The 24,460-nt window shown below is 72.2% G+C and carries 24 protein-coding genes; 9 read left to right on the top strand and 15 right to left on the bottom strand.

Going from position 1 to position 24,460, the window contains the following annotated elements; genetic code table 11:
* The first annotated feature begins 101 nt into the window (after positions 1-101).
* A complete protein-coding gene (locus ACFS27_RS11645; protein WP_377183066.1) occupies positions 102-500 on the top strand; it encodes a hypothetical protein in 399 nt (132 codons plus the stop codon).
* A gap of 51 nt (positions 501-551) precedes the next feature.
* Here ACFS27_RS11645 and ACFS27_RS11650 read toward each other — a convergent pair whose 3' ends face one another.
* The 7 genes from ACFS27_RS11650 to ACFS27_RS11680 form a co-directional block, all read right to left on the bottom strand.
* On the bottom strand, positions 552-947 hold the full coding sequence (locus ACFS27_RS11650; RefSeq protein ID WP_377183068.1) for a fluoride efflux transporter FluC: 396 nt from the start codon (positions 945-947) through the stop codon (positions 552-554).
* A gap of 4 nt (positions 948-951) precedes the next feature.
* The gene (locus tag ACFS27_RS11655) at positions 952-1,473 is read right to left on the bottom strand and encodes a fluoride efflux transporter FluC (RefSeq protein WP_377183070.1); all 522 of its coding nucleotides are present in this window, start codon (positions 1,471-1,473) and stop codon (positions 952-954) included.
* Complete coding sequence (locus ACFS27_RS11660) at positions 1,470-1,931, bottom strand: universal stress protein (protein WP_377183072.1); 462 nt, start codon at positions 1,929-1,931, stop codon at positions 1,470-1,472. The genes ACFS27_RS11655 and ACFS27_RS11660 overlap by 4 nt, the downstream gene beginning before the upstream one ends.
* 24 nt (positions 1,932-1,955) lie before the next feature.
* The gene (locus ACFS27_RS11665) at positions 1,956-2,981 is read right to left on the bottom strand and encodes a sigma-70 family RNA polymerase sigma factor (RefSeq protein ID WP_377183074.1); all 1,026 of its coding nucleotides are present in this window, start codon (positions 2,979-2,981) and stop codon (positions 1,956-1,958) included.
* 149 nt (positions 2,982-3,130) lie between these two features.
* Positions 3,131-5,326, bottom strand: coding sequence for a SpoIIE family protein phosphatase (locus ACFS27_RS11670; protein ID WP_377183076.1), 2,196 nt, complete (start codon positions 5,324-5,326; stop codon positions 3,131-3,133).
* A 95-nt stretch (positions 5,327-5,421) separates the two neighbouring features.
* Complete coding sequence (locus tag ACFS27_RS11675) at positions 5,422-8,451, bottom strand: helix-turn-helix transcriptional regulator (protein ID WP_377183078.1); 3,030 nt, start codon at positions 8,449-8,451, stop codon at positions 5,422-5,424.
* A gap of 65 nt (positions 8,452-8,516) precedes the next feature.
* A complete protein-coding gene (locus tag ACFS27_RS11680) occupies positions 8,517-8,762 on the bottom strand; it encodes a hypothetical protein (protein ID WP_377183080.1) in 246 nt (81 codons plus the stop codon).
* A 383-nt stretch (positions 8,763-9,145) separates the two neighbouring features.
* Here ACFS27_RS11680 and ACFS27_RS11685 point away from each other — a divergent pair, with 383 nt between their 5' ends.
* The 5 genes from ACFS27_RS11685 to ACFS27_RS11705 all read left to right on the top strand — a co-directional run bounded on the left by ACFS27_RS11685 (position 9,146) and on the right by ACFS27_RS11705 (position 14,029).
* Positions 9,146-9,763 (top strand): hypothetical protein, encoded by a 618-nt coding sequence (locus tag ACFS27_RS11685; RefSeq protein ID WP_377183082.1) that lies wholly within the window; start codon positions 9,146-9,148, stop codon positions 9,761-9,763.
* A 152-nt stretch (positions 9,764-9,915) separates the two neighbouring features.
* Complete coding sequence (locus ACFS27_RS11690; protein WP_377183084.1) at positions 9,916-10,284, top strand: YciI family protein; 369 nt, start codon at positions 9,916-9,918, stop codon at positions 10,282-10,284.
* Positions 10,272-11,534, top strand: coding sequence for an RNA polymerase sigma factor (locus ACFS27_RS11695; RefSeq protein ID WP_377183086.1), 1,263 nt, complete (start codon positions 10,272-10,274; stop codon positions 11,532-11,534). Before ACFS27_RS11690 ends, ACFS27_RS11695 begins: the two co-directional genes overlap by 13 nt.
* A gap of 118 nt (positions 11,535-11,652) precedes the next feature.
* Entirely contained in the window at positions 11,653-11,838 is a 186-nt protein-coding gene (locus tag ACFS27_RS11700) for a hypothetical protein (RefSeq protein ID WP_377183088.1), read from the top strand.
* Between the two features lie 124 nt (positions 11,839-11,962).
* Positions 11,963-14,029 carry a penicillin-binding transpeptidase domain-containing protein gene (locus ACFS27_RS11705; protein WP_377183090.1) on the top strand — a complete coding sequence of 689 codons (2,067 nt, stop codon included), beginning with the start codon at positions 11,963-11,965 and terminating at the stop codon, positions 14,027-14,029.
* Positions 14,030-14,053: 24 nt separating this feature from the next.
* On the opposite strand, the gene ACFS27_RS11710 is transcribed toward ACFS27_RS11705, so the two are convergent.
* The 7 genes from ACFS27_RS11710 to ACFS27_RS11740 all read right to left on the bottom strand — a co-directional run bounded on the left by ACFS27_RS11710 (position 14,054) and on the right by ACFS27_RS11740 (position 19,497).
* Complete coding sequence (locus ACFS27_RS11710) at positions 14,054-14,521, bottom strand: hypothetical protein (RefSeq protein ID WP_377183092.1); 468 nt, start codon at positions 14,519-14,521, stop codon at positions 14,054-14,056.
* 220 nt (positions 14,522-14,741) lie between these two features.
* Positions 14,742-15,146, bottom strand: a complete 405-nt coding sequence (locus tag ACFS27_RS11715; protein WP_377183094.1) for an SHOCT domain-containing protein — start codon at positions 15,144-15,146, stop codon at positions 14,742-14,744.
* A gap of 219 nt (positions 15,147-15,365) precedes the next feature.
* Positions 15,366-16,052 (bottom strand): response regulator, encoded by a 687-nt coding sequence (locus ACFS27_RS11720; RefSeq protein WP_377183095.1) that lies wholly within the window; start codon positions 16,050-16,052, stop codon positions 15,366-15,368.
* The gene (locus tag ACFS27_RS11725; RefSeq protein WP_377183096.1) at positions 16,049-17,452 is read right to left on the bottom strand and encodes a sensor histidine kinase; all 1,404 of its coding nucleotides are present in this window, start codon (positions 17,450-17,452) and stop codon (positions 16,049-16,051) included. The genes ACFS27_RS11720 and ACFS27_RS11725 overlap by 4 nt, the downstream gene beginning before the upstream one ends.
* Positions 17,453-17,627: 175 nt before the next feature.
* The gene (locus ACFS27_RS11730) at positions 17,628-18,863 is read right to left on the bottom strand and encodes an amidohydrolase (RefSeq protein ID WP_377183098.1); all 1,236 of its coding nucleotides are present in this window, start codon (positions 18,861-18,863) and stop codon (positions 17,628-17,630) included.
* Between the two features lie 59 nt (positions 18,864-18,922).
* Entirely contained in the window at positions 18,923-19,219 is a 297-nt protein-coding gene (locus ACFS27_RS11735; protein WP_377183099.1) for a DUF4287 domain-containing protein, read from the bottom strand.
* A 110-nt stretch (positions 19,220-19,329) separates the two neighbouring features.
* A complete protein-coding gene (locus tag ACFS27_RS11740) occupies positions 19,330-19,497 on the bottom strand; it encodes an HIT family protein (protein WP_377183100.1) in 168 nt (55 codons plus the stop codon).
* A 108-nt stretch (positions 19,498-19,605) separates the two neighbouring features.
* On the opposite strand from ACFS27_RS11740, the gene ACFS27_RS11745 reads away from it, so the two are divergent.
* Both ACFS27_RS11745 and ACFS27_RS11750 read left to right on the top strand, forming a co-directional pair.
* On the top strand, positions 19,606-21,690 hold the full coding sequence (locus ACFS27_RS11745) for an NAD(+) synthase (RefSeq protein WP_377183102.1): 2,085 nt from the start codon (positions 19,606-19,608) through the stop codon (positions 21,688-21,690).
* Between the two features lie 34 nt (positions 21,691-21,724).
* Positions 21,725-22,474, top strand: coding sequence for a copper resistance CopC family protein (locus ACFS27_RS11750; RefSeq protein WP_377183104.1), 750 nt, complete (start codon positions 21,725-21,727; stop codon positions 22,472-22,474).
* A gap of 3 nt (positions 22,475-22,477) precedes the next feature.
* Here ACFS27_RS11750 and ACFS27_RS11755 read toward each other — a convergent pair whose 3' ends face one another.
* Complete coding sequence (locus ACFS27_RS11755; protein WP_377183106.1) at positions 22,478-23,884, bottom strand: MFS transporter; 1,407 nt, start codon at positions 23,882-23,884, stop codon at positions 22,478-22,480.
* A 275-nt stretch (positions 23,885-24,159) separates the two neighbouring features.
* Between ACFS27_RS11755 and ACFS27_RS11760 the strand changes: the two genes are divergently transcribed.
* Positions 24,160-24,441 (top strand): HU family DNA-binding protein, encoded by a 282-nt coding sequence (locus ACFS27_RS11760; protein ID WP_253872310.1) that lies wholly within the window; start codon positions 24,160-24,162, stop codon positions 24,439-24,441.
* Positions 24,442-24,460 lie beyond the last annotated feature (19 nt).

Here is a 24,460-nt window from a genome sequence, read left to right on the forward strand (position 1 = left end):
TGAGCACGCTGGAGGGCGCCGTAGGCCGCAGTACGGGAACAATCTGGGGGAAATGCCGCCCGAAGGCCGGTTCCGACCTGGTGTGCCCGTAGTGTCCGAACATGGCAAGCAAAGAACAGCAGGTGACCGAGGTCATCGAGGGCCTCGGCCTAGGCCTGGCGGCGATCGGTGAGGCGCAAGTGACCTCCGCGAAGGCGGATCTCGAGCGTGCGCTGAGCTACGCGTGGTCGAGCTGGGAACACACCGGCGACTACCCGTTGATCGAGCGGGTGCAGAAGCCGGAGAACGAGCTCCGGGCCGGGATCAGCGGGTCGAGCCGTCGGACCAACGCTGCGGTCGTCTGGCGGGAGCGCGACGGCTCGTTCGTCGTCGACATCGCGCTGGTGAACCGGACGCCTGAGGAAGCGGCGCGCTTCGTCGGCGATCGACCGCTCAAGGAGTGGACGCTCCTGGCCGAGCTCTTCCTCGGCGCGATCAACCCTGGCGAGGCGCCCGTGTGAGGACCGCCCGGAGCGCACCGCCGACGGCGACCGGCGGCGCTCCGACGCAGGTCAGTAGAACAGGCCGCCCACCGCCAGCCCCAGCCCGGCGGCCGTGACCGTCACCGCGAGCGTGCCGAGGGCATTCGCCAGCGCGAGCCGCAGCCGGCCGGACCGGGCCAGCCGTACCGATTCCACGGTGGCCGTGGAAAAGGTGGTGAACCCGCCGCACAGGCCGACGGTGAGGGCGAGCTGCAGCAGATGGGCCAGGTCACCAGGCACCCCCCGGTGGAGGAGGGCGAAGAACAGCGTCGAGAACACCCCGATGAGGAACGAGCCCACCACGTTCACCACGAACGTGCCCCATGGGAACCCGCCGCTGTGCCGGGTGCGGATCTCCCCGTCGACCACGAACCGGGCCGCGGCGCCCACCCCGCCGCCGACGGTCACCACGAGCAGCTCGATCATGCCGTCACCTCCGCTTCCGACGCCGGTCGGCGCGTGTCGCGATGGCGATCCCGCCGAGGCACGCCGCGGTGCCGCCGGCGAGGGTGAGCACGACGTACAGCAGGGCGAGCCAGGCGGGCCCCTGGACGAGCAGGTGCTGTGTCTCCAGCGCCAGTGCCGAGTAGGTGGTGAAGCCGCCGAGCACGCCGGTGCCGATCCCGAGTCGGATCTTGCGGCGCCGGACCGTCTCGCGGCCCCGCCGGGAAAGGGCCTCGAGCAGATAACCGAGGGCGAAGGCTCCCAGGACGTTCACCACGAACGTGCCGACCGGGAACAGGAGCAGCGCTGGGACGGCCCCGCTCGGCGGGACCGACACCAGGTTCAGCGGCGCCGTCGCCCAGATCCCGATGAGATACCGGGCGGCCGAGCCGCAGGCGCCGCCGAGCGCGACGAGCCCGACGTATCGCCAGTCGCGGTGCGGCGCGCGTGTCACCCGGTCTGCCCCCTCGTGAACGTTCGGCAGGTTGAGGAAGAACCTATCGCTCACGGGGCCGACCCCGGCTCTGGCAGGACCACTACCGGTCGGGCCTGGTTATGGATGAGCCGGCCGGCGACGGTTCCGCCCACGACGTTCGTCGCCCAGCTGCGGAGGCCGGGCCGCCGCGAGCCGACGACGATCATCGCCGCACCCACCTCGTCGGCCACGCGCCCCAGCTCGGCGGCCGGGTCACCGGCGCAGCGCAGGGCACACCAGGGCAGGCCCACGTCGGCCATCGCCCTGTTCAGCCCCGCCAGGACGTCAGCCCCGTACGCGTCGGAGGACACGGCAATGTCCGGGTCCACCGACACGGTGAAGCCCCGTGAGTCCGAGACGGCTGTCTCGTCGACCCACACACATACGAGCTCGATCAGGCTTCCACCCAGGGACTGGACGAGCGACGCTGCCCGCCGAGCCAGGTCCGGGTGCTTGTGGTCAACGCCGACCACCACGGATCGCACAGTCACCCTTGTGAGGGTATGGCCAAACGCCTAGTCCAGGTGGTCCGGCAGGCCGAATCGGGAGAACCACTTCTCCGTGTCGAGAAACGTGGTGATGCCGGTGATGTGCGTGCCGTCGTTCTCGAGCACCACGATTCCCCACGGGAAGTGGCCGCCCTTCGGGTCCGGCCGGTACTGAGCGAAGCCGGGCGTGCCGTTGACGTGGATGGGCATGCAGCGCGAACCCTCGCACTCGTAGCCCGGTCCGGTCATCCACGCCTGGATGTTCTCGATGCCCTCGAGCCACATCGCGTACGGCGGCATGTTCATGACCGCGTCCTCGCGGAGCAGGTTTGCCAGCGCCTTCATGTCGTACCGCTCGAACGCCGCCACGTACCGCTCCAACAGCTCGGACTCGTTCGCCGACGGTGGCGCCGCCAGCGGCTCCGAGGCGCCCGACCGGTCCGGTGCCTTGTCGGCGAGCGTGGCACGTGCCCGTTGCAGCGCGCTGTTCACCGAAGCCACGGACGTGTCGAGCAGCGTGGCCACCTCCGTCGCGGGCCAGCGCAGTACCTCCCGCAGGATGAGCACCGCACGCTGCTTGGCCGGCAGGTGCTGCAGTGCCGCGACGAACGCGAGCCGTACCGACTCCCGCGCGACGGCCGTGTCCGCGGGGTCACCGGCGCCGGGCAGCACGTGCTCGGTCGGGACCGGCTCCACCCACGCGTACTCGGGCAGTACGGTCGCGAGGCTCTCCTCGACCGGGTCCACCGCGGCGCCGAGGCCCATGGGCCGCTCGCGCTTGGCGCGGCTGGAGCCCAGCTGGTCGAAGCAGACGTTGGTGGCGATCCGGTACAGCCAGGTGCGCAGCGAGGAACGGCCCTCGAACCGCTCGTACGACCGCCAGGCGCGCAGGAGGGTCTCCTGCACGGCGTCGTCGGCGTCGAAGGCGCCGCCCAGCAGGCGGTAGCAGTATCCGGTGAGCTCGCGGCGGTAGACCTCGAGCTGCGCGGAGAGCTCGTCCGCGGCCAGGTTCTCACCGGTGCTCTGCCTAGGGTGTGACGCTGTCTGTGCCATGGATCACACGGTACGCGGCACCACTGACACGCTCCCAGGGTTTCGATCCTGGTCGAAGTCGTCGGCCCAAGATCACCCACCGGCCGCCCGGTATGGCCCGGTGTGCCCGGTGGCCGGTGCCGACGGCGGGGCCAGGTGTCCGGCCAGGGTCAGCTCAGGTCGAGCTCGAACCACACGGTCTTGCCGGTCCGGCGGCTGCCTCGCTGGCCCGCCCGCGGCTGCGTCGAGGCGGGCTCGCCGTGCCGGTCCACGCCCCAGCGCGACGCGAGCCGCTCGAGGAACTGCACGCCACGGCCGCCGAAGTCGGTGACCGTCGGGTCCCGCAGCTCGGGCTGCGCGGTGGACGAGTCCCGCACCCCCACGCGCAGGCGCTTCATGTCCACCTCTACGGTGGCGGTGAACGGCGCCTGCCCGTGGTCGACGGCATTGGTCAGCGCCTCGGACGTCAGCAGCATCACGGTGCGACGCAGCGGCATCGGCACGCCGCAGCTCTCGAGCACGTCGTCGACCCAGATGCGGGCGGGGCCGACGTCGCACAGCGACGGGGCGAGCTTGCGCTCAGCCGTGGCGGGACGGCCGGGCGACGGCGGGCCGGACGGGGACGCGGCCCGCACCCGGACGGCGAGCACGGCGACGTCGTCCCGCTGCTCGTCGGACGCGAGCCGGCGCACGAGGGTGACGGGCAGTGCCGCGGTGGCCGTGTCGCCCAGCACGCCCAGCGTCTTCTGCAGCCGGTTCAACCACTGGTCGGGCGTCGTGCCACGCTGCTCGGCGAGCCCGTCGGTGTAGAGCAGGAGCGTGTCGCCGGGATACAGCGTCGCGACGTGGTCGGTGCGTTTCGCCGTCGGCCGCACCCCCAGCATCATGTCCGGCAGCACCGAGAGGCGCTCCACCGTCCCGTCCTCCCGGAGCACGAGGGGCGGCGGGTGGCCGGCGGTGGACCAGGTGAGCTGATAGGCGCCTGCGACCCGCTCCAGCCGGGCCACCACCGCGGTCCCGCTGGCGAGCAGCCCCAGGCCCGAGTTGGCCTTGTCGAGCAGGGACAACAGCGCCGACGGCGACTCGTCGTGGCTCCACGCGAACGCCCGCAGCAGGGACCTGAGCTGGCCCATCTTTGCGGCGGCGCGCATGTCGTGGCCGGTCACGTCGCCGATCATGAACATGGTCGCGTCGTCGTCCACAGCCACGGCGTCGTACCAGTCACCGCCGATCTGGTCGGAGCGCGTGGCCGGCGAGTAGGTGGCCGCCATGTCGAGGTGCGCCACCTCGGGCAGTCGGCTGAGCATCGCCCGTTGCAGCGTCTTCGCCGACTCGCGGCGCTCCTCCAGGAGCCGGGCGCGTTCAAGAGCATGACCCGTGTAGTGCGCGAGGCCGGTCTGGAGCGCGTAGGAGTCCTTGTCCGGCCCCCGGTCACGTTCCCACGCCAGCATGATGACGGCGACGACGACGCCCGCCGTCACCACGGGGAGGAAGGCCCTGGCACCGACGCCCGGGTCACAGATGTCCCTCGTCCCCGGGAATGCCGAGAACAGCTCCTCGCTCGACCGGAAGTACAAGGGCCGCCCGGTTCGGGCCGCCTCGGAGACCGGCCGGTGGTCGTCCAGCTTGGCCTGCCGCATGCGCTGCGGGAACTGTGGCTCCGCGTGCACGAGCGACCGGTAGCTGATGCCCCGTCCGTCGGCGTCGGCAACGGCGAACGCGCAGTAGCGCGCGCCGATCCCCGTTGTGCCCACCTCGACGATGACGGCTTCGACCTGGTCCATGGTGTTGGCGTTCGCGAACGCCTCGCTCAGCGAGAGCAGGAACCTGCTGCGACGGTTGGCACGGACCGCCGTCTGCTGGATCCGGCGCGCGCGCTCCCGCTCGGCGCGCAGGCGCAGCTCGGCGGTGCAGGCCGCGGCGAGGTCGGCGAGGGAGGCCAGGTCGTCCTCCGACCACGGGCGGGGCTCGTCGACCACTGCGCAGAGCGCGCCGACGGCACGCCCACGCAGGTCGAAGACCGGATAGCCGGCGAGCGCGACCAGGCCCATCTCGCGGACCAGATAGGTGTCGCGCAGCTCCGGGTCCAGGCGGGCGTCCGACGACACGACCGGTTCCGCGCGCGTGGCGATCAGGTTCGTGAGCGTGCCGGGGTACTGCAGCAGACGTTTCGACTGGAAGGGCTCGGGCATCCCCGAAGCGCCTGCGAGCACCTGTCCCTCGGGGACCACGAAGTACACGACCGCGGCCGGCACCTTCAGGTGTCGCCGAACCAGGCGGGCGAATCGGTCAAAGGCCTCGTCGGCAATGGGTGCACCGAGACCGACGTGCTCTAGGTCCCGCAACGCCTGGAGGTCCGTCGGCATCTTCTCAGTATTGCCAGAGAAGGGCGTGTGCGCGACAGATGTACCGGATGTGTCCCTTTTGCGCCCGGCAGGTAATCTGCGGCCCCGCGGTCACGTCACACCTCGAGCAAGCCGCGCTGGTGCGCAAGGCTCACCGCCTCCGCACGCCCGGAGGCGCCGAGCTTGGCCAGCAGGTTGGAGACGTGCACGCTCACCGTCTTGGTGGAGATGAACAGCCGCTCGCCGATCTGCCGGTTCGACAGGCCCTGCGCGACGAGACCGAGCACCTCCTCCTCGCGGTCGGTGAGGGTCGACGCGGTCGCACGGCGTACCCCTGGCAGATCGAGCCGCGCCCGCCTGGCCAGCGCGCGGACGGCGTCGGCCAGGGGGTTGGCGCCCATGTCCTGGGCCTCCGAGAGGGCCTCAGCAGCCTCGACCTCAGCAGCCTCGCGCTCGCCCGCGCCGAGCAGAGCCTCGGCCCAGCGATAACGCGAGCGCGCCACCTCGTAGCGGTAGCCGAAGTCGAAGGCGTTCACCGTGTCCTGCCAGGCCGCGGCGGCCTCCCGCCACAGCGTGCCAGGCGCCGGTTCGCCCTCGGCGGTGCCGGAGGATCCCGGGACGCGCCCCGCCACGGCGTGCAGGCGGGCGTTCTCCGCGGTCGCGCGCTGGAGCCACGCCCTGCCCTCTGGCCCGAGCACCCCACCGCGTGGGCGGCCGCGCTGGGCGGTCTCCCTCGCGATCGCAAGGAGCGAGTCGCCGCGGTCGAGGCGGGCGGCGGCGCGGGCCTCGACCGCCGTGGCGGCGGGGGAGCCGGGAGTACCGGCACGCCCCGCCGTCCGGTCCGCCTCCGCCGCGTCGGCCAGGGCGGCGATCGCCAGCGCCGACAGCCAGATCCGGCCGAGGAACACCTCCGTCCACACCTCGCCGAGGTGGTCGGTGATCCGCACGGCCAGGGCCGCCGCGTCGTCGTACCGGCCGGCCCAGGTCAGGGCGTCGACCAGGCTGCCGCCGCCGAGGAGGGCGATCTGGCCGTCGCTCTGCCAGTGGTCGAAGAGGGCCTCGCCGCGGGCGATCGCGTCGTCGTCCCCGCGCGCCACCGCTGCGTACATCCGGCTCGCGTCCAGGATGTGCCTGGACGTGGCGGGGACGCCGTCAGCGGCGCGAGCGGTGAGGTCGCCGCGGAAGTAGAGCATGACCTCCTGCAGGATCCGCAGGTTGACGGTGGGGGTGCTCCAGGTCAGACCGAGCTCGTCGGCCCGGTCGAGTGCGTGCCGCACCCGCTGCTCGGCGGGTTCGAGCTCTCCCGCGTAGAAGCGGTTGGCGGTGGCGCTGTAGAGGGTGCGCATCTCGGTCAGCGCGTCGCCGGCCTCGATGGCGGCCGCGCGCGCCTCGTCCAGGAGAGCGGCGGCACGGTCGGGGTCGGCGACGTCGAGCACGGCGAGGGTCGACAGGGCGGCGGCGAGGGCGCCGGGCTGTCCGACGGCCCGCGACTCCTCGATGGCGCACTCGGCGTGCGCGCGGGCGTCGTCGTCCAGGTCGATGATCATCGTGACCCGCGCCAGCAGGGCGTTCGTCCAGACTCGCTCGGGGCTGCGCTGCGGCAGCATCTCGAGGGCCGCTCGCAGGTCCGCGATCGCCGCTTCGACCTGCCCCGGCTCCTCGTCCCAGGTCGGCAGGTCGAGGTAGCGGTGCACGAGCACGTGCTCGAGGCCGGCACGCCGCACGGGGTCGTCGACGCTGTCGGCCGCGCGCTGGGTCAGCTTGACCGCACGCATCGCGTCGCCCGCCCGTGCGGCCGCCTCGCCGGCGAAGAGCGCGACGGCGACCCGGTCGCTGCCGGTCCGTTCCTCGGCGTCCGGGACGGACTCCCACAGCGCGAGCACCTGCTCCCAGTGCCTCAGCTCCTCCTCCGGCGCGAGCAGCCGGCGGGCCCGCAGGGCGGCGTCCCGTGAGGCGCTCAGCGCTGCGGGCAGGTCATGGCCCTCGAAGGCGTGGTGCGCGCGCTCGGCCGCGCTGCCGATCGGGGTGCCGTCGGGCCCGTCCTGCTCGATCACCGCGAGGTACGCGCGGTGTACTGCCGAGCGTTCGCCCGGCAGGAGGTCGGCGTACAGGGCCTCGGCCAGCAGCGCGTGCCGGAACTCCAGGTGCACCCCCGACACCACGAGGACCTGCTGCGTGACGGCCTCGCGCAGCGCGGCGTCGACGTCCAGCGCGCCCCACCGCGCCGTGGCGGCCCGCAGCAGCTCCTCCCGCACGCGGCGTCCGGCGACCGACGCGATGCGCAGCACCTGCTGCACGTCGGGGTCCAGCCGTTCGAGCCGGGTGCGGAGCACCTCGGTGAGCGTCCACGGCAGGCTGGCCGAGTCCGGCCCTGCGTCCAGGAGCTCCTCCGCGAAGAATGCGTTGCCCTCGGACCGCTCCAGCACCTCGGCGAAGCCCGTCGCACCCAGCGGACGGCCGGCCAGGGCAGTCGTGAACTCGCGCAGCTCGTTCTCGTCGAACGGCTGCAGGTCGATCCGCTCGACGTGCTCCAGCCGGGACAGCTCGGCGAGCAGCGGGCGCAGCGGGTGGCGCCGGTCGACGTCGTCCGCCCGGTAGGACACCACGATCAGGACGTGCTCGGACCTGGCGCGGGCAGCGAGGAAGCGCAGCACGTCGCGGGTCGAGGCGTCGGCCCAGTGGGCGTCCTCGACCACCAGGACGAGCGGGCGCTCGGGCACGCCGGCGACCGCGAGGCTGCGCGCGATGCCCTCGAAGAGCTGGAGCCGCTCGTCATGGTCGGCGTCGCCGCTCCCACCGGGCTCGAGAAGCCGCCACAGGGCCGGCCGCTCCGCCGCGAGCTCGGCCACCCTTGCGGCGGCGTCCGGTCCGGCCGCACCGGCCTGCAGCTGGGTCAGTGCGTCCGTGAACGGGAGGTACGGAATGCCGACCTGGCCCAGGTCGACGCAGTGCACGACGACGGAGCTGGCTCCCGCCCGCTCCGCCGCTTGGGCGACGTGGCTGAGCAGGCGGGTCTTGCCCACGCCGGCGTCGCCCCCGACGAGCACCAGGCCTGGCCGGCCCGCCGAGGCGCGCCCCACCGCCAGCAGGAGAGATGTGACCTGCTCCTGCCGGGAGACCAGGGGAATCGTCGTAGACCGTCGCACCTGCCCATCGTGCCACCGGCCACCGACAGTCCCCGCAGTCTTTTGCGCCTCGGCGCCCGTCTCGGTCACGCGAACAGGCCGCGACGGGTGGTCGTGGCCACCGGACGCATACCAGCGATGCCCTCCCTGATCTGCTCGGCACGGTCGGGCCGCGCCTCACGCTCGGCCCTGCGCTCCGACCGCTGCTCGGAGCGGCGCCGCGCCCGGATGAAGCGGTCCGCGCCGCTGGCCCGCCTGCCGCCCCATGCCTTCTCGACCTCGGCCTGTCGGTACTCGATCTCCGCCTCTACGGCGGGTCCCCACATCGACATGATTCCTCCGGATGTCCCCGGCGGGCCGTGTGCCCGTCCGGCTGATGAGGAAGACACTCGTCCTGAGGCCGGGGGCCCCGGATCGGTCGATCGGGCAGTCCTGGCGCGCTGGGTACCTCAGAACCCCGTCTGAGGTACCTCTGAGGTGGTCCGGCACGGTCTGAGGTACCGCGCGGGTGCTCCATCGGACCGCCGCCGAGGGCGAGATCCAGGCAGTTCACAGGCTCGCTATTGCGATCTACGTCACACCGGACGCACACTGGAACAAGTAGCGGACCCAATTCGGGGGTGGAATCGTGACCGGAACCGAAGCTGGAACGTACGACATCTTGCCCATGCTGGGTCGTGGGAAGCATCGCAATCCCAAGAAGGGCGCGTGCTTCATGGAGCTCGCATCCTTCCTCGCAGGCGAGAAGTGGAGTGACCACCCCGCCTGTACGCACCCGCTGATCGCGATGCTGGCCCGCGCGGTGAACGACCTCACGGCAGACCACGCCCGCCCGCAGCTCGCGCCACTCATCCCGTCGGTCATCGGCCTGACCAGCACCGATCCACGCTGGGACGTGCGCATCGCGCTGCGTGCGGCGCAGACGGCACTGCCCGTGTCACCCGCCGACCGGCAGCAGACGCTGGCCGTGGCGATCCTCGGGTCCGAGCGCATGCTCGACGTCCTGGAAGATCGCCCGTCGGGCACCCTCGCACCGGAGAGCAAGGACGCACTCGCGGCCGTGCCGAAGACGGCGGCCTGGGCCGAGCGGTTCTGTGCGGGCACCAGCGTGCGGCCCAAGCGGTTCGTGCGCGACGCCGCGCCGAGCGTCGTCTCCACCGCGGTGCAGGGCATCTCCGAGGCCTTCGTCCCCGACGTCGACTCCCGGCTGCGGGAGCTGCTCGCTGCCACGATCGCCGATGCGCGCCGCTGGGCAGGGAGCGCGGACGACGAGGCCCGCTCTCTCGACCCGCTGGCGTGGGGCCCGGTGGTCAAGGCGGCGCCGACCGCCTGACCTGCCCGGCCGAGCAGGGGGAACCGGGTCGGGGCGTACCAGGGGGTCGCCCCGGCCCGAGCCATGTCCGAAGAGTTCTTCGGTTCTGTCGATCGGGTGCCCGCGAGATCGTCACCCCAGTGTCAGACAGACACCGACCGGAGGACAGAACCATGCGTTACACCATCTTGCTGCACTACCCCGAGATGACGTCGGACGACCTCGGCGCGGACTGGGCGGAGGGCGAGCGTGCGTTCGACGCCTACGCCACAGCACTCGACCAGGCAGGGGTGCTCATCTCGGCGGAGGTGCTGCAGCCGTCGTCGTCCACGACCACCGTCGCGGTGCGCGACGGCGAGCTGCAGGTTCAGGACGGACCCTTCGCGGAGACGAAGGAGCAGCTGGGCGGCACGTTCGTCGTCGACGTGCCGGACCTCGACGCCGCGCTCGCCTGGGCCCAGAAGGCGCCGTCGGTCCAGTGGGGCACCGTGGAGGTGCGCCCGTCGGCCACCCACTTCGAGAACGGCTCGTGGACGCGCTGATCGAGCACGACGACGTGCGGGCCGCCGCGGAAGCGTCGGCCCGCACGTCGTACGGCCGCCTGCTGGCGCTGCTCGCTGCGCGCGACGGCGACATCCAGCGCGCCGAGGACGCCCTCGCCGAAGCCTTCGAGCGCGCCCTGCGGCACTGGCCGGACGACGGCGTGCCGGACAACCCCGACGGCTGGCTGCTCACCGTGGCCCGCAACCGGCTGCGTGACCTGTACCGCTCCGCCGCGCTGCGCACCACGGTGCCTACCGACGCCGGCGTCGAGCAGGCGGCGGCGCCCGAGGTGCCAGAGCCCGATGCCATCGGGGACCGCCGCCTCGAGCTCCTGTTCGTCTGCGCCCACCCAGCGGTCGAGGCGGGCATCCGCACTCCCCTCATGCTGCAGACCGTGCTCGGCGTCGAGGCGCGTGACATCGCAGCGGCGTTCGCCGTGCCTGCGCCCACCATGGCGCAGCGGCTGGTCCGGGCCAAGCGCCGCATCCGTGATGCGGGCATCCCCTTCCGTGTCCCCGGCCGCGACGAGGTGCCCGACCGTTTGCCGCCCGTGCTGGAGGCCGTCTACGGCGCGTACGCGATCGACTGGCGCGGGGCGGCGTCGGAGGTCCGCGGCTCCCTCACCGGCGACGCGCTGACCCTTGCCCTGCTGCTGGCGCACCTGCTGCCGGAGCCGGAGGTGCTCGGTCTGGCGGCGCTGCTGTGCTTCTCCGTCGCACGGGCGGACGCGCGCGAGGCAGACGGCGCCTTCGTGCCCCTCGACGAGCAGGACGTCACCCGCTGGGACGCAGCGCTGATCGAGCGCGGAGAGGCGCTGCTCCGGCGGGCGCTCGCCGGGCCGGGGCAGGGGGTCACGCCCGCCGATCCGCCAGGCCGGTTCCGCCTCGAGGCCGCCGTCCAGTCCGTGCACTGTGCACGCGCCCGTACCGGGCGCACGGACTGGCGTGCGCTGCTCACCCTGCACCGGGCGCTGCTCCGCGTCGCCCCGACACTCGGAGGACGGGTGGCGCTCGCGGCGGTGCTCGGTCGGGTCGACGGCCCGCACGCCGGTCTCGCCGAGCTGGACGAGATCGCGGCGTCGGAGGCGGCGTCGGGCAGGTTCCAGCCGTTGTGGGCGACCCGGGCACATCTGCTGGCGGAGGCGGGCGACGTCGTCGCTGCCCGGGCCGCCTTCGCCAAGGCGGGCTCGCTCACGACCGACCCGGCCCTGCGAACCTTCCTGGAGGGCAGGGCCGCCCGGACCGGGTGAAGATTGTCGCCGCGGTCACAAATCGCGACGTCGTCGCTCCCTACCAACGAAACGTGCTCCTGGTACGTCCTGTTCAACTGAGGGCGTCCACTCGAGGGGCCAGGAACGGGGATCGACCATGACGACCAGCACAGCAGCGCTCACCGGCAACGACGTCGCCGCGATCGAGCGTGACCTGCGGCGCATGGAGCTGCTCAACCGGCGTGAGCACAGGATGCGTGCCACCGGTCGGCCGGCGCCGATGATCTCGTACCTCAAGCTCGCCACCCGTCCTCGGGACCGCTGGCGGTACCCGGACGCGTGACGTCGACGGGCGGGGCCGCAGATCCAGGGGGTTCGGCGGCCCCGCTCCATTTCACCCGGGCCCTCCCCATTTCTCCCAAGAGATAACACGTGGCGAGCATGACCGTCCCCTTAGGCTCCTAGCCATGAGTGGACACCCTTCATCCCATCTGCCCGCGGACGGTCATGCGCCGGTACCGCCTCCGCCAGGTGGGTACGACACGGTGCCGCCCGCTGTCGGGCCGCCGCCCGCGGCTCCGGCTCCGCCGCGGAAGGGGCTCCGGGCGCTGATCATCGGCATCGTCGTCGTGGTCCTCCTCGCGCTGGGCGTGGGCGCCTGGTTGCTGCTCCGCGAGCCGCCCGTCCCCGACCCGGAGACCGCCGCCGAAGAGCTGGCGGCAGCCCTCGAGGCGGGCACACCAGCGGACGTCCCGCTCGCGCTGGAGACGTCGGCCTCGCCGGACGAGCAGTACGACCGGGTGTTCGAGGGGATGCTCGCCGCCGTCGGCGAGGACGCAGGGACGGTCACGGTCAAGAGCGTCACGCCGATGCAGGAGGGTGACGACGGCACAGCGACCGCCACCGCGACGTTCGCCTGGACGTGGCCTGTCGCGGCGGAGGCGGCCTGGGAGTACGAGACCGTCGCCGAGCTGACCTACCCCGGCCCGACGGACGGCGAGGCCGGGGCGTGGGAGGCCACCTGGAACACGGGCCTGCTGGTGCCCGGTCTGGAGCCGGGCGAACAGCTGGCCGTCGAGCGCACCGAGCCGGCGCGCGGCGAGATCGTCACGACCAGTGGCGAGACACTCGTGGGCATGACGCCCGTGCACCACGTGGGCATCGACAAGACGCGGCCCGGCTGGGACACCGCCGCCGCGAAGCTCGGCGACGCCCTCGGCTTCGACCAGGCGACGACGGACGACATCGCCGCACAGGTCGAGTCGGCAGGGGCGAAGGCGTTCGTCGAGGTCATCACGATCCGCGAGAACGATCCGGAGTACGACTTCGACGCGGCCATGGCGATCGACGGCGTCGTCGGGATCCCGGACGAGCTGCCGCTCGCGAAGGAGCGCGACTTCGCACGGGCGCTTCTCGGCTCGGTGGGCGAAGCCACCGCAGAGGTCGTCGAGGAGTCGGAAGGCACCGTCAAGCCGGGTGACATGGTCGGCCTCTCCGGTCTGCAGGCCGCCCACGACGAGCAGCTGCGCGGTGTGCCTGGCCTCGCCGTGACCATCGAACCCGCAGAGGGCGGCGCGGGCCGCGAGGCGTTCACCATCGAGAAGAAGGACGGAGAGCCGCTGGCGATCACGCTCGACCCGGCGACACAGCTCCGTGCCGAGTCAGCCCTGGCCGACCTCGACAACCTGGCGAGTGCCATCGTCGCGATCAAGCCGTCGACCGGCGAGGTGCTCGCCGCGGCGTCGGGCCCTGGTTCCGACGGTTACAACACCGCGACGCTGGGGCAGTACCCGCCCGGATCGACCTTCAAGATCGCGACGTCCCTCGCGATGCTCCGCTCGGGGATCACGCCGGAGACCGCGCTCCCCTGCACGGCGACGATCAACGTCGAGGGCCGCGAGTTCCAGAACGTGCCGGGGTACCCCGAGTCCGCGATGGGCGACGCCGTGCCGTTCCGGACGGTGTTCGCGAACTCGTGCAACACCGGCTTCATCTCGCAGCACGAGAAGATCTCGCAGCAACAGCTGCACGACGCCGCTGCGTCGCTCGGCCTGGGCGTCGAGCCCGCGGCGTTCGGAGCGGCGGCCGCGCTGGGCGACGTGCCGACGGAGGCGTCGGCCACCGAGCACGCTGCATCGATGATCGGGCAGGGTCAGGTGCTGGCGACACCGCTCGCCATGGCTACCGTGGCGGCCAGCGTCTCAGCGGGCCACACCGTGTCGCCGTGGCTGGCCCAGGCGCCGGGCGAGACGGAGGCCGAGGCGCCGTCGGGCGATCTGACCGCTGACGAGGCGGCCACTCTGCGCGACCTGATGGGTGGTGTGGTGCAGGAGGGCTCGGCCACGCTGCTGCAGGACGTGCCGGGGATCGTCGGTGCGAAGACCGGCACCGCGCAGTTCGGTGACGGGAGCAAGGCGCACGTCTGGATGCTCGCCATCGCGGACGACCTGGCGGCGGTCGTGTTCATCGAGGAGGGTGAGCTCGGCTCGACGACGGCCGGCCCGGTGATGCACGAGTTCCTCACGGGCAGCTGACGGGCCGGCCGGCTGTTCAGGGGGTCAGCCCTTGAAGCCGGCCTCCTTGCAGGTGGCCTTGTACTGCTTGATCGCCGTCTCGACCGCCGTGGGGCGGGCGATGGAGCCGTCGAGCGCCTGGTCGAACGGTGCACGCACTGCCTCGAGGTGGGCGATGCTGACCTCGTCGGACTTGCCGATCAGCAGGCCGAGGCTGCTGCTGATGGAGCTGACGGTGCCGGTCAGGTCCTCGTTGAGCGGAGCCTGGACGGCCGCAGCGGCTTCGGAGACCGTCGAGACGATCGGGCCGGTGAAGAACGCGTTGCACGACTCGACGAGGTCGTACTCGCCGGTGCTGACGGGGGTGTCGACGACGGGCGAGGGGGCGTCTTGCGCGACCTCTTCGCCCGAGGGGCTGAAGTCGCTGGCCATGTCTTCGAGGGCTGCGCATCCGGACAGCAGTAGTGCACAGGTGACCAGTGCGGCCGTTGCCCAGTTCTTGCTGGTGCTCACGATCTACTTCCCTCACGTCATCGGGTCAGAAAAGTGCGTTCCGTCGCACTCGCCCGCGAGTCTAGCGGCACGGCCGCAACGCGGGACCAATCGTTGCCGGGCGGCAGCGGGGCCGGGTCGCCAGGCCTTCGCCGAACGGGGTTGGACGCACGCAGGGCGCCCGGGCCACCATCGGTGACCTGGGCGCCCGACACCTGCGTCGACGGCCGCCGAGCGACCGTCAGCGCTCGCCGTCGGCCGGCGGCTGGTCCTGCGGCGTGGGAGCCGCTGGGGGAGCGTCGGCCGCCGTGGGACCGGCGTCCGGCCCGGGGCTCGGGTGAGCCGTCGGGTACGGGTCCGCCGAGCGGAGCACCGCGAGGCGTGAGCGGTACTCCGCCTCGTCGATCTCCCCGCGGGCGAACCGGGTGCCGAGCAGCGTCACCGGGTCGGCTCCGGCGGCCGCGTGCGCCGCCCAGGGGCCGCCCCATCCGCCGCGTGCCCCGCGCCGGGCACGTCGGGCGATCAGGATGATCACTGTCGCGAACAGCAGGAACCAGAGCAGCGGGATGATGAAGAAGAACGGGCCGGGTCCGCCCCAGCCGTAGTGCGGCCCGTTGGCGAGGACCTCCGTCGTCGCGGTGAGCATGTCGACCTCCAGCATTCTGTTCGGCCGGACGTTCCGGCCACGGCACCAGACTCCCGCCGTCTGACGCCCAGGTCGTCGGCCTTGTGTACCGGCTTCCCTACCCCCGTGGTGCCGGGCGGGTGCCTCGTTCCTCAGCCCCCACCCTGCGCTGCACCTCCGGCCCGGCTCGGTTTGTTCCGGCTGGGCCTGCGGTTCCGCTCCGGGCGGGTGCCTCGTTCCTCAGCCCCCACCCTGCGCTGCACCTCCGGCCCAGCCGGGGCGGACGAGACCCGCCTCGTACGCCAGCACCACGAGCTGCGCGCGGTCTCGCGAACCGGTCTTCATGAGCACCCGCGAGACGTGCGTCTTCACCGTCGACTCCGAGAGGTAGAGCTTGCGAGCGATCTCGTCGTTCGCGAGCCCGCCCGCCACCTGGACCAGCACCTCGCGCTCGCGCGGCGTGAGCTCCGCGAGTGCGGGCACCGGGCGCACCGTGCGCGTCGCCTCCGCGACCTTGGCGAGCAGCCTCCGCGTCACCGTCGGCGACAGGAGCGCGTTGCCAGACGCCGCCACGCGCACCGCCCGGACCAGCTCCGCCGGCTCCGTGTCCTTGACCAGGAACCCGGAGGCCCCGGCGCGGATCGCTTCCGTGACGTACTCGTCCAGCTCGAATGTCGTCACCACCACCACGTGGACGCCCGCCGCGCGTGGCTCGGCGATGATCCGCCGGGTCGCCTCGAGCCCGTCAAGGCCCGGCATCCGGATGTCCATCAGCACCACCTCTGGCAGGTGGTCGAGGGTGAGGGCGACGGCGTCGTCGCCGGTCGCGGCCTGCGCCACGACGCGCATGTCGTCCTCCGAGTCGATCAGCGCGCGAAAACCGCCGCGGACCAGGGCCTGGTCGTCGGCGAGCAGGACGTCGATCATGTGGTCTCTCCGGACTCGGGTGGGGCGTCTGCCGGTTCGGCAGGCTCCGGGCGGGCCGGCCCGGTCGGCGGGGGTGCGGCGACCGGGAGCGTGGCCCGGACCTCCCAGCCCGACCCGTCCGGGCGAGGGCCTGCGACGAGGGTGCCGCCGGAACCCTCCACGCGCTCGCGCATCCCGAGAAGTCCGTAGCCGGGTTCGGGGGGGTCGCCGGTCCGCACCGCCTGGACGCCGTCGTCGGTCACCACGATCTCGACGCCGTCGCTCCTGGTGACCCGCAGCGTCACCCGGCGGGCCGACGGCGCATGCCTGCGCACGTTGGTCAGCGACTCCTGCACCACACGGTGCACGACGCCGGCCACGTGGTCGGGCAGGTCGCCGATACCGTGCGCGAGCTCCACGCTGACATCGAGCCCGTCGGCGCGAGCCTGGTCGGCCAGGTGCCGCAGCCCGCTGAGGTCCCAGGTCGGGGTGAGGGGCGCGGCGTCGGCAGGCACTGTGCCAGGGGTCGGCGGGGCCGTGCCCTCGCGGACTATGCCCAGCACCGTGCGGACCTCGGCGAGCGCGTCCTTGCTGGTGTCGCGGATGTTGGACAGGGCCTCGCGCGCCTGCCCGGGATTCTTCTCCAGCAGGTGCAGTCCCACGCCGGCCTGGACGTTGATGGCGGACAGGGAGTGGGCGAGGACGTCGTGCAGCTCGCGCGCGATCCGCAGGCGTTCCGACGCGACGGCGGTGCGCTCGCGTTCTGCCGCTGTCGCCCTGGCCGCGGCTCGCGCCGCTGTTCGCCGTGCGATCCGGTCCCGCGCGGCGCTCGCGATCAGCAGCACGACGGCGAGCCACGCGGCGCCGGCGATCATCGCCTCGATGGTCAGGAACCAGGCACCGTCCCTGTCGCCCCAGCCGTAGCCCGGCCCCCACTTCTCGTGGGAGCGCGGCGGCAGGTCGGCCGAGAGCCGCTCGATGCGTGGCGCGAGCAGCGCGGCGACGGTGCCGACGGCCCCGGCGAACAGGGCGGCACCCGACCATGCGATCCGGCGGGCGCGGCGGACCTCACCGCTGAGCATGACGCCGGCGAGCACCGCGACCGGGCCGAGGAAGACGGGCCCCCACGGGTGACCGAGCAGCAGGAAGGCGACGGTGGCCGCGACGGACAGGATCGTGGCGAGCGCAGGGCGGCGTGGCAGGAGGAACACCAGTGCCGCAGGCGAGACCAGCAGCAGGAGCACCCCGGCCAGGCCGGGCTCTGTCGCCCAGGCCTGGCCGCGTGCCGCACCGATCGAGCCAAGGTTGACGAAGACCGCAAGGGCCACGGCGACGAACGCGCGTGGACGGGTGCGGTCGAAGGGCCCGGGGGCGTACGGCTCCACGGGGGCGTCGCCCGGAGGGTGGGTAGTGCCCGGCATGCTCGCACGCTACGCCCGGCGAGGGTCCGCCACGTCGGACCGCGGTGCCGGTGCGTGTCGTACCCGGGTGCCGAGAGGGGGCCGATGTGATCGGCAGAACGTCAGGTGATCGGCATTCCGGGCCTGCCGATCACCTGACGTACTGCCGACCACGGCATCCCGTCCCCGGGGCGGGTCAGGCGAAGCGGGTTGAGCGCTCGACCACGCGGCCGGCGCCACGCCCGCCGTCGGCCGCCGGGTCCCAGGTGTAGACCTCGGTGCCCGTGATGAAGACGCGCTCGGCCCGTGCGGTGGTGTCCAGCGGGTCGCCGGACCAGAGCACGACGTCGCCGTCCAGCCCCTCCTTGATCGCGCCCACCTGCGTGTCCAGGCCGAGGAACGACGCGGGGTTGGTGGTGATGGCGGCCAGGGCGATGCTCCAGGGCAGCCCGTCGCGCACCGCGAAGGTCGCCTGGTGCACCAGGAAGTTGATGGGGATGACGGGGTGGTCGGTGGTGATGGCGACGCGGACGCCGGCCTCGGCCATCTTGACCAGGTTCAGGATCGAGCGGTCGCGCAGCTCGACCTTGGAGCGGGAGGTGAACATCGGGCCGTAGATGACCGGGATGCCCTTCTCGGCGAGGACGTCGGCGATCTTGTGGCCCTCGGTGCCGTGGTTGATCACGAGCCGGTAGCCGAACTCCTCCGACAGGCGGATCGCCGTGGCGATGTCGTCGGCGCGGTGCGTGTGCTGGTCCCAGGCGAGCTCGCCGGCCAGCACGCGGGCCAGGGTCTCCTTCGCGAGGTCACGCTCGAACGGCTTGCCCTCGGCCGCCGCGGCGTCGCGCTGCGCGACGTAGTTCTGCGCGTCGACGAAGGCCTTGCGGATGACGTTGGCCACGCCAAGACGGGTGGAGGGGAGCTGGCCCTTGTCCCCGTAGACGCGCTTCGGGTTCTCGCCGAGCGCACTCTTGACCGACACCGAGTCGCTGACGAGCTGCTCGTCGACGGTGCGGCCGCCCCAGGTCTTGATCGCGACGGTCTGCCCGCCGATCGGGTTGCCGGAGCCCGGCTTGATGACCGCCGTCGTCACGCCTCCGGCGAGCGCGTCGCGGAAACCTTCCTCGTCCACCTGGATGGCATCGAGCGCGCGCAGCGCGGACCCGTCGGGGCCGGTCATCTCGTTGGTGTCGTTGCCTGCCCACCCCTCGCCCTCCTCGTGGACGCCGAGGTGGCCGTGTGCCTCGACGAACCCCGGCAGGAGCCACTTGCCCTGGGCGTCGATCGTCGCGGTGCCCTCGGGGACTGCCACGTCCCGCCCGACGGCGGTGATCACCCCGTCCGTGATGAGGACCGTCCCGTGCTCGATGGGCTCGGCGGCGACGGGAACCACGTGGGCGTTGATGATGGCGATGGTGGAGCGGGTTGTCATGGGTACATCATTACCCAGGCTAACGAGATCCCGGCAATGCGCCGGGTCGACGGGCTCACTCAGCCGGGAGTTGTCGGGTTGGTCGCCTTGCCGTCGAGCCACAGGGTGTCGGACGCGTCCGCGTGCGATCCGGACGAGCCCACGTGCTTGGTGCTGATCTGCGGACCCTTGGTGATGACGTGGACCATGGCCATGCCGTGCCCGCGGCCCAGGCCGTAGTCCTCCTTGAGCCACTCGAGGATCGGCGCGGCCTTGGTGGACGCGTCGAACCCGCGTTCCTCGGCCAGCTCGATGAGCTCACGCGGGGTGCGCCCGGTCTTGTCCTCGACGGCGTCGAGATAGGCCTGGAATGACATGAGAGTTCCCTTCGAGTCCGGCGCGGCTTCGATCGAAACCGTGTTCTACCAGGAGAGACGCCGACGACCCGCGGAACTCATCGGTGCGTTCGGCCGACCCGGCAGGCCGCTCAGGTGGCCGAGCGCAGGAGCTCCGCCGCGGCGGTGATGCGCGCGGGATCGCCTGGCGTCGGCGTCCACGGGAGACGCAGCGCGTCGCGGTCCGGGCTGTCGCGGAACCGGGGCACCACGTGGACGTGGAAGTGGAACACGGTCTGCCAGGCGTCCGCGCGCGGCAAGCAGGATGGCCATGGGTGTCCGGCACGGACCCGTGCTGAGAGTGTTCGAGGTCGGTTCACCTCGACCGCCGTCAGGCACCTTCCGCACGCATCCATAGACTCGAACCCGTGGACTTCTACAACGCCTACGCCCACGGGTTCGCCCGGGTGGCGGCCTGCACCATCCCCGTCGCCGTCGCCGACCCCGCCGCCAACGCCGCCGCGATCCTGGACCAGGCGCGGCAGCTGCACGACGACGGCGTGGCCGTCGCCGTGTTCCCGGAGCTGTGCCTGAGCGGCTACGCGATCGACGACCTGCTCATGCAGGACGTCCTGCTGGAGGCCGTGCTCGAGGCGCTCGCAGAGGTCCGGCAGGCCAGCCTCGACCTCACCACGATGCTGGTCGTCGGCGCGCCGCTGCTGGTCGGCAGCCGCCTCCTGAACGCTGCCGTCGTCGTGCACCGCGGGCGGATCCTCGGGGTGGCGCCCAAGTCCTACCTGCCCAACTACCGCGAGTTCTACGAGAAGCGGCAGTTCGCGCCGGGCGACGAGCACCGCGGCACCCTCAGTCTGCTCGGCGAGGAGGTGCCGGTCGGCCCCGACCTGATCTTCCGGGCCGACGACGTCCCCGGCCTCAACATCCACGTCGAGGTCTGCGAGGACATGTGGGTGCCCGTGCCACCGAGCGCGCTGGCGGCGCTCGCGGGCGCGACGGTGCTGCTGAACCTGTCGGCCAGCCCGGTCACCGTGGCTCGCGCGGAGGACCGCCGGCTGATCGTGCGCAGCGGGAGCTACCGCTGCAACGCCGCCTACGTCTACACGGCCGCTGGCCAGGGCGAGTCGAGCACCGACCTGTCCTGGGACGGGCAGACCATGGTCTACGAGGCCGGTGACCTGCTCGGCGAGACCGAGCGCTTCCCCGACGGCGCCCGCGCGACCGTGGTCGACGTCGACCTGGACCGCCTGCGCCAGGAGCGGCTGCGGCAGGGCACGTTCGACGACAACCGCCGTGGGCTGGGGATCGGGGCCACGGGCTCGAGCGGCGGAGGCGACGCGGCCGGCGAGGACTTCCGCGAGGTCGCCTTCAGCGTGCACCCGCCCCAGGGCGACATCGGCCTGCGCCGCAAGGTGGACCGCTTCCCCTTCGTGCCCGACGACGCCGACCGGCTCGCCCAGGACTGCTACGAGGCCTACAACATCCAGGTCACCGGCCTGGAGCAGCGCCTGCGCGCCATCGGGCAGCCGAAGATCGTGATCGGCATCAGCGGCGGCCTCGACTCGACGCACGCGCTGATCGTCGCCGCCAAGGCGATGGACCGGCTCGGCCGGCCGCGGACCGACATCCACGCGTTCACGATGCCGGGCTTCGCGACGGGGGCCGAGACGAAGGACCGGGCGGTACGGCTCGCCGAGGCGCTGGGCGTGACCTTCCAGGAGCTCGACATCCGGCCCGCCGCAGAGCAGATGCTGGGGGACCTCGACCACCCGTACTCCGACGGCGTCAAGCAGTACGACGTGACCTTCGAGAACGTCCAGGCCGGCCTGCGCTACGACTACCTGTTCCGGCTCGCGAACCACCGCGGCGGCATCGTGCTCGGCACGGGCGACCTCTCCGAGCTGGCGCTCGGCTGGTGCACGTACGGCGTGGGCGACCAGATGTCGCACTACGCGGTGAACACGGGCGTCCCGAAGACGCTGATCCAGCACCTCATCCGGTGGACCATCGACAGCGGGCAGTTCGCTGCGGAGGCGAGCAGCCCGGTCAACGCCGTCCTGACCGAGATCGTCGAGCAGGAGATCACGCCGGAGCTGATCCCCACCGAGGAGGGCGAGATCCCCCAGTCCACCGAGGCCACCGTCGGCCCGTACGCGCTGCAGGACTTCACGCTGTTCCACGTGCTGCGCCGCGGCTACCGGCCGTCCAAGATCGCGTTCCTCGCCTGGCACGCGTGGCGTGCGCAGGACGTGGGCGAGTGGCCGCCAGGGTTTCCGTCGTCGGGCCGCACGGAGTACGACCTGGCCACCGTCCGGCGCTGGCTCGACGTGTTCGTGCGCAGGTTCTTCGCCTCGCAGTTCAAGCGGTCGGCCCTGCCGAACGGCCCGAAGGTGTCCCCCGGCGGCACGATGTCACCGCGTGGCGACTGGCGCATGCCGTCGGACGCGACGGCAGCGGCCTGGCTGGCCGAGCTGGAGAGGAACGTCCCGCAGGCCTGACTGCGCCCACAGCAAGGGCTAGTAAGGTGCCGCTATGCCTGCTGTCTCCGTAGCCCTGGCTCGGCCAGGGAGCCGTCGCCTCGTCCGTGTGATCACCGTGTTCGCGGGGGTCCTGACCTTCGCGGCGCTGCTGCTGGTGGCCGGCCCGGCGAGCGCTCACGACCAGCTCCTGTCGTCCGATCCCAAGGACGGCGCCACGCTCGACGAGCCCCCGACGAGCATCACGCTCACCTTCAGCTCTACGCCGCTCGACACCGGCATCGAGATCGTCCTCGTCGGCCCGGACGGCACCACAGCACAGGGCGAGGACATCCAGGTCGACGACGAGGTGGTCACCGCCCAGCTCACGGACGGCCTGCCGGCGGGCGCGTACGACGTCGCGTGGCACGTGGTCTCCTCCGACGGCCACCCGATCGACGGTGAGTTCAGCTACGTGGTGGAGGACGCCGCTGAGCCGAGCGACGAGCTCACCGACGGATCGACGGCCGCGGCTACCGAAGTGCCCGAGATGTCGACGCAGGAGGCGGCGCCCGTCGAGGAGCCCACCGACGGCGCGACCGCGCCGAGCGAGCTCGCCGGTGCAGGGGACGGCGCGGGCGTCAGCGGCCTGGCCGTCTCCGGTGGCATCCTCGCGGCGGTCCTCGTGGTCCTGGGCGTCGTGGTCATGACGCGGCGCAAGATCCTCGAGAACGACAAGCTGCGCCAGGCCAAGGAGGCCGGCGAGGACCCGGACCTCGACAAGCTCAACGAGAACCCGGACGACAAGGACAAGCCGACGAACTGATCCCTAGGGTGCCGGGCGAGCCCGGACCGCCAGGATCACCGTCACGACGGCCGGCACCAGCAGGATGGCGCCCGCCGAGTTCACCGCCTGGAAACCGCCCCACGCGAGGAGCGGGCCGGCAAGGGCGGCGGAGCCCGCGCCGAAGTAGTTCATCAGCGCGTCCGTCGCACCCTGCAGCGGTAGCTTGACGTGCGGCTCGGCCACCGACGCCAGCACAGCGGACGACGCGATCACGCACGCCGACCAGCCCAGGCCGAGCAGCACGAGCGCCACCGCCGTCAGCACCTCCGTGTTGAGGACCGGGCCGGTGGCACCGTGCCCGGCGTGCGCCCCGGAGTCGGGCACCAGGGCCGCCGCCGTGAAACCGAGGGCGACCGCCGCACCCTGCAGCGCCATCCCGCCGACGGCGACGCGCAGCGGGCCGAAACGGTCGGCCAGCCACCCGAACACGGGGCTGAACGCGAACATCCCGAGCACGTGCAGGCTGATCACGATGCCCACCAGCTGCAGCGACATGCCGCCGTGCTGCATGTGCACCGGCGTCATCACCATCACCATGATCATCACGCCGTGCGCCACGGCAGTGGTCACCACGGCGAACCGCGCCTGGGGGTGCGCCCAGGCCCAGCGCAGCGCCGCGAGGGCACCGGTCCGCTTCGGCCCGGCGCGCCGCGCGTCGTCGTCCTGCCCGCCCGGCTGCCCGACGGCGGTGCGGGCGCTCGCCACCGCCACGCTGCCCGCCGGGTCGCGGTACAGAGCCGCGAGCAGGAGGCCCGCGAGCAGGTACGCGACGATCGAGAAGAGGTACGGCCCGCCCAGGTCGGGCACGCCGAACCCGCTGCCCAGCACCGCGCCGGGCGCCGCGAGGTTGGGCCCGACCACTGAGCCGACGGTCGTCGACCACAGGACGATGGACATGGTCCTGGCGCGCGTGCCCGAACCCACGTTGTCGGCGGCCGCGTACCGGGACTGCAGGTTGGTCGCGTTCGCGACGCCGTAGAGCGTGAGGCCCACCAGGAGCACGACGAGCTGCCCCACCACCGCCGCCGTGACGATGAGCAGCGCGCCGACCGTGGACAGGGCGTACCCGAGGGACAGCGCCCAGCGGCGTCCGCGGACCTGGGCGAGCGTCGCGAGCGGGATCGAGGCGACCGCGGCGGCGAGCACGCCGACGGCCTGCGCGAGGCCCGCCATGGACGTGCCGCCGAGGCTCTCCGCGAGCAGCGCGCCGACGGCGGCACCGGACGCGACGCCGACCCCGGCCAGCAGGTTGCTGAACACGAGCACGACCAGGTTGCGGCGCGCGTGCCGCACCTTTTCGGGGGCTGGCTCGACGGGCTCGGCGACCGTCTCGGTGGTGTCGACGGCGCCCTCGACGGTGGCTGGAACCTCGGACGGCGGTTTCTCCACGATTTCCTCTCATTGGCGTAGCACCTACCGGAACGGTAGACCGCTATGGGTTGCGGAAGTCATCGGATAATGCGAGGTGACACTGCCTCAGGAGCCTCTGCACCGTCGTCGTCCACAGGCTCGTACACAGGTTCGCGTCCTCTGAGAGCAGAAAGTTACCCACGACTCGCCGTAGAAGTGCCCGTTCTCCGCGAATTCCTGCCGATCTGCTGGCAGTATGGGGCCTCGTCGTCGGGCGGGTACCGCCGCACGACGTGACCGAAGAAGGGAACCGCATGTCGCTCAACAAGTCCGAGCTCGTCTCGGCCATCGCCAACAAGGCTGAGATCAACAAGACCGAGGCCGAGGCCGCGCTCAACGCCTTCCAGGAGGTGCTGATCGAGTCGCTCGCCAAGGGCGAGGCCGTCAAGGTGACGGGCTTCCTCTCGGCCGAGCGCGTCGAGCGTGCCGCCCGCACGGGTCGCAACCCGCGCACCGGCGAGGAGATCCAGATCCCCGCGAACTTCGGTGTGAAGATCAGCGCCGGCTCGCTGCTGAAGAAGGCCGTCGCGAAGTGACGCTTCGCCGCTGATTTTC

It is taken from the genome of Promicromonospora vindobonensis (assembly GCF_042685865.1).
Taxonomy (GTDB): Bacteria; Actinomycetota; Actinomycetes; order Actinomycetales; family Cellulomonadaceae; genus Promicromonospora; species Promicromonospora vindobonensis.

Bases quoted from the DNA above. Each gene is read 5' to 3' on its own strand.
- ACFS27_RS11685 (WP_377183082.1), top strand. From the start codon at position 9,146: ATGGAGCTCGCATCCTTCCTCGCAGGCGAGAAGTGGAGTGACCACCCC.
- ACFS27_RS11735 (WP_377183099.1), bottom strand. From the start codon at position 19,219: ATGTCATTCCAGGCCTATCTCGACGCCGTCGAGGACAAGACCGGGCGC.
- ACFS27_RS11750 (WP_377183104.1), top strand. From the start codon at position 21,725: ATGCCTGCTGTCTCCGTAGCCCTGGCTCGGCCAGGGAGCCGTCGCCTC.
- ACFS27_RS11705 (WP_377183090.1), top strand. From the start codon at position 11,963: ATGAGTGGACACCCTTCATCCCATCTGCCCGCGGACGGTCATGCGCCG.
- ACFS27_RS11700 (WP_377183088.1), top strand. From the start codon at position 11,653: ATGACGACCAGCACAGCAGCGCTCACCGGCAACGACGTCGCCGCGATC.
- ACFS27_RS11715 (WP_377183094.1), bottom strand. From the start codon at position 15,146: ATGCTCACCGCGACGACGGAGGTCCTCGCCAACGGGCCGCACTACGGC.
- ACFS27_RS11720 (WP_377183095.1), bottom strand. From the start codon at position 16,052: ATGATCGACGTCCTGCTCGCCGACGACCAGGCCCTGGTCCGCGGCGGT.
- ACFS27_RS11665 (WP_377183074.1), bottom strand. From the start codon at position 2,981: ATGGCACAGACAGCGTCACACCCTAGGCAGAGCACCGGTGAGAACCTG.
- ACFS27_RS11670 (WP_377183076.1), bottom strand. From the start codon at position 5,326: ATGCCGACGGACCTCCAGGCGTTGCGGGACCTAGAGCACGTCGGTCTC.
- ACFS27_RS11730 (WP_377183098.1), bottom strand. From the start codon at position 18,863: ATGACAACCCGCTCCACCATCGCCATCATCAACGCCCACGTGGTTCCC.
- ACFS27_RS11645 (WP_377183066.1), top strand. From the start codon at position 102: ATGGCAAGCAAAGAACAGCAGGTGACCGAGGTCATCGAGGGCCTCGGC.
- ACFS27_RS11725 (WP_377183096.1), bottom strand. From the start codon at position 17,452: ATGCCGGGCACTACCCACCCTCCGGGCGACGCCCCCGTGGAGCCGTAC.
- ACFS27_RS11760 (WP_253872310.1), top strand. From the start codon at position 24,160: ATGTCGCTCAACAAGTCCGAGCTCGTCTCGGCCATCGCCAACAAGGCT.
- ACFS27_RS11680 (WP_377183080.1), bottom strand. From the start codon at position 8,762: ATGTCGATGTGGGGACCCGCCGTAGAGGCGGAGATCGAGTACCGACAG.
- ACFS27_RS11690 (WP_377183084.1), top strand. From the start codon at position 9,916: ATGCGTTACACCATCTTGCTGCACTACCCCGAGATGACGTCGGACGAC.
- ACFS27_RS11650 (WP_377183068.1), bottom strand. From the start codon at position 947: ATGATCGAGCTGCTCGTGGTGACCGTCGGCGGCGGGGTGGGCGCCGCG.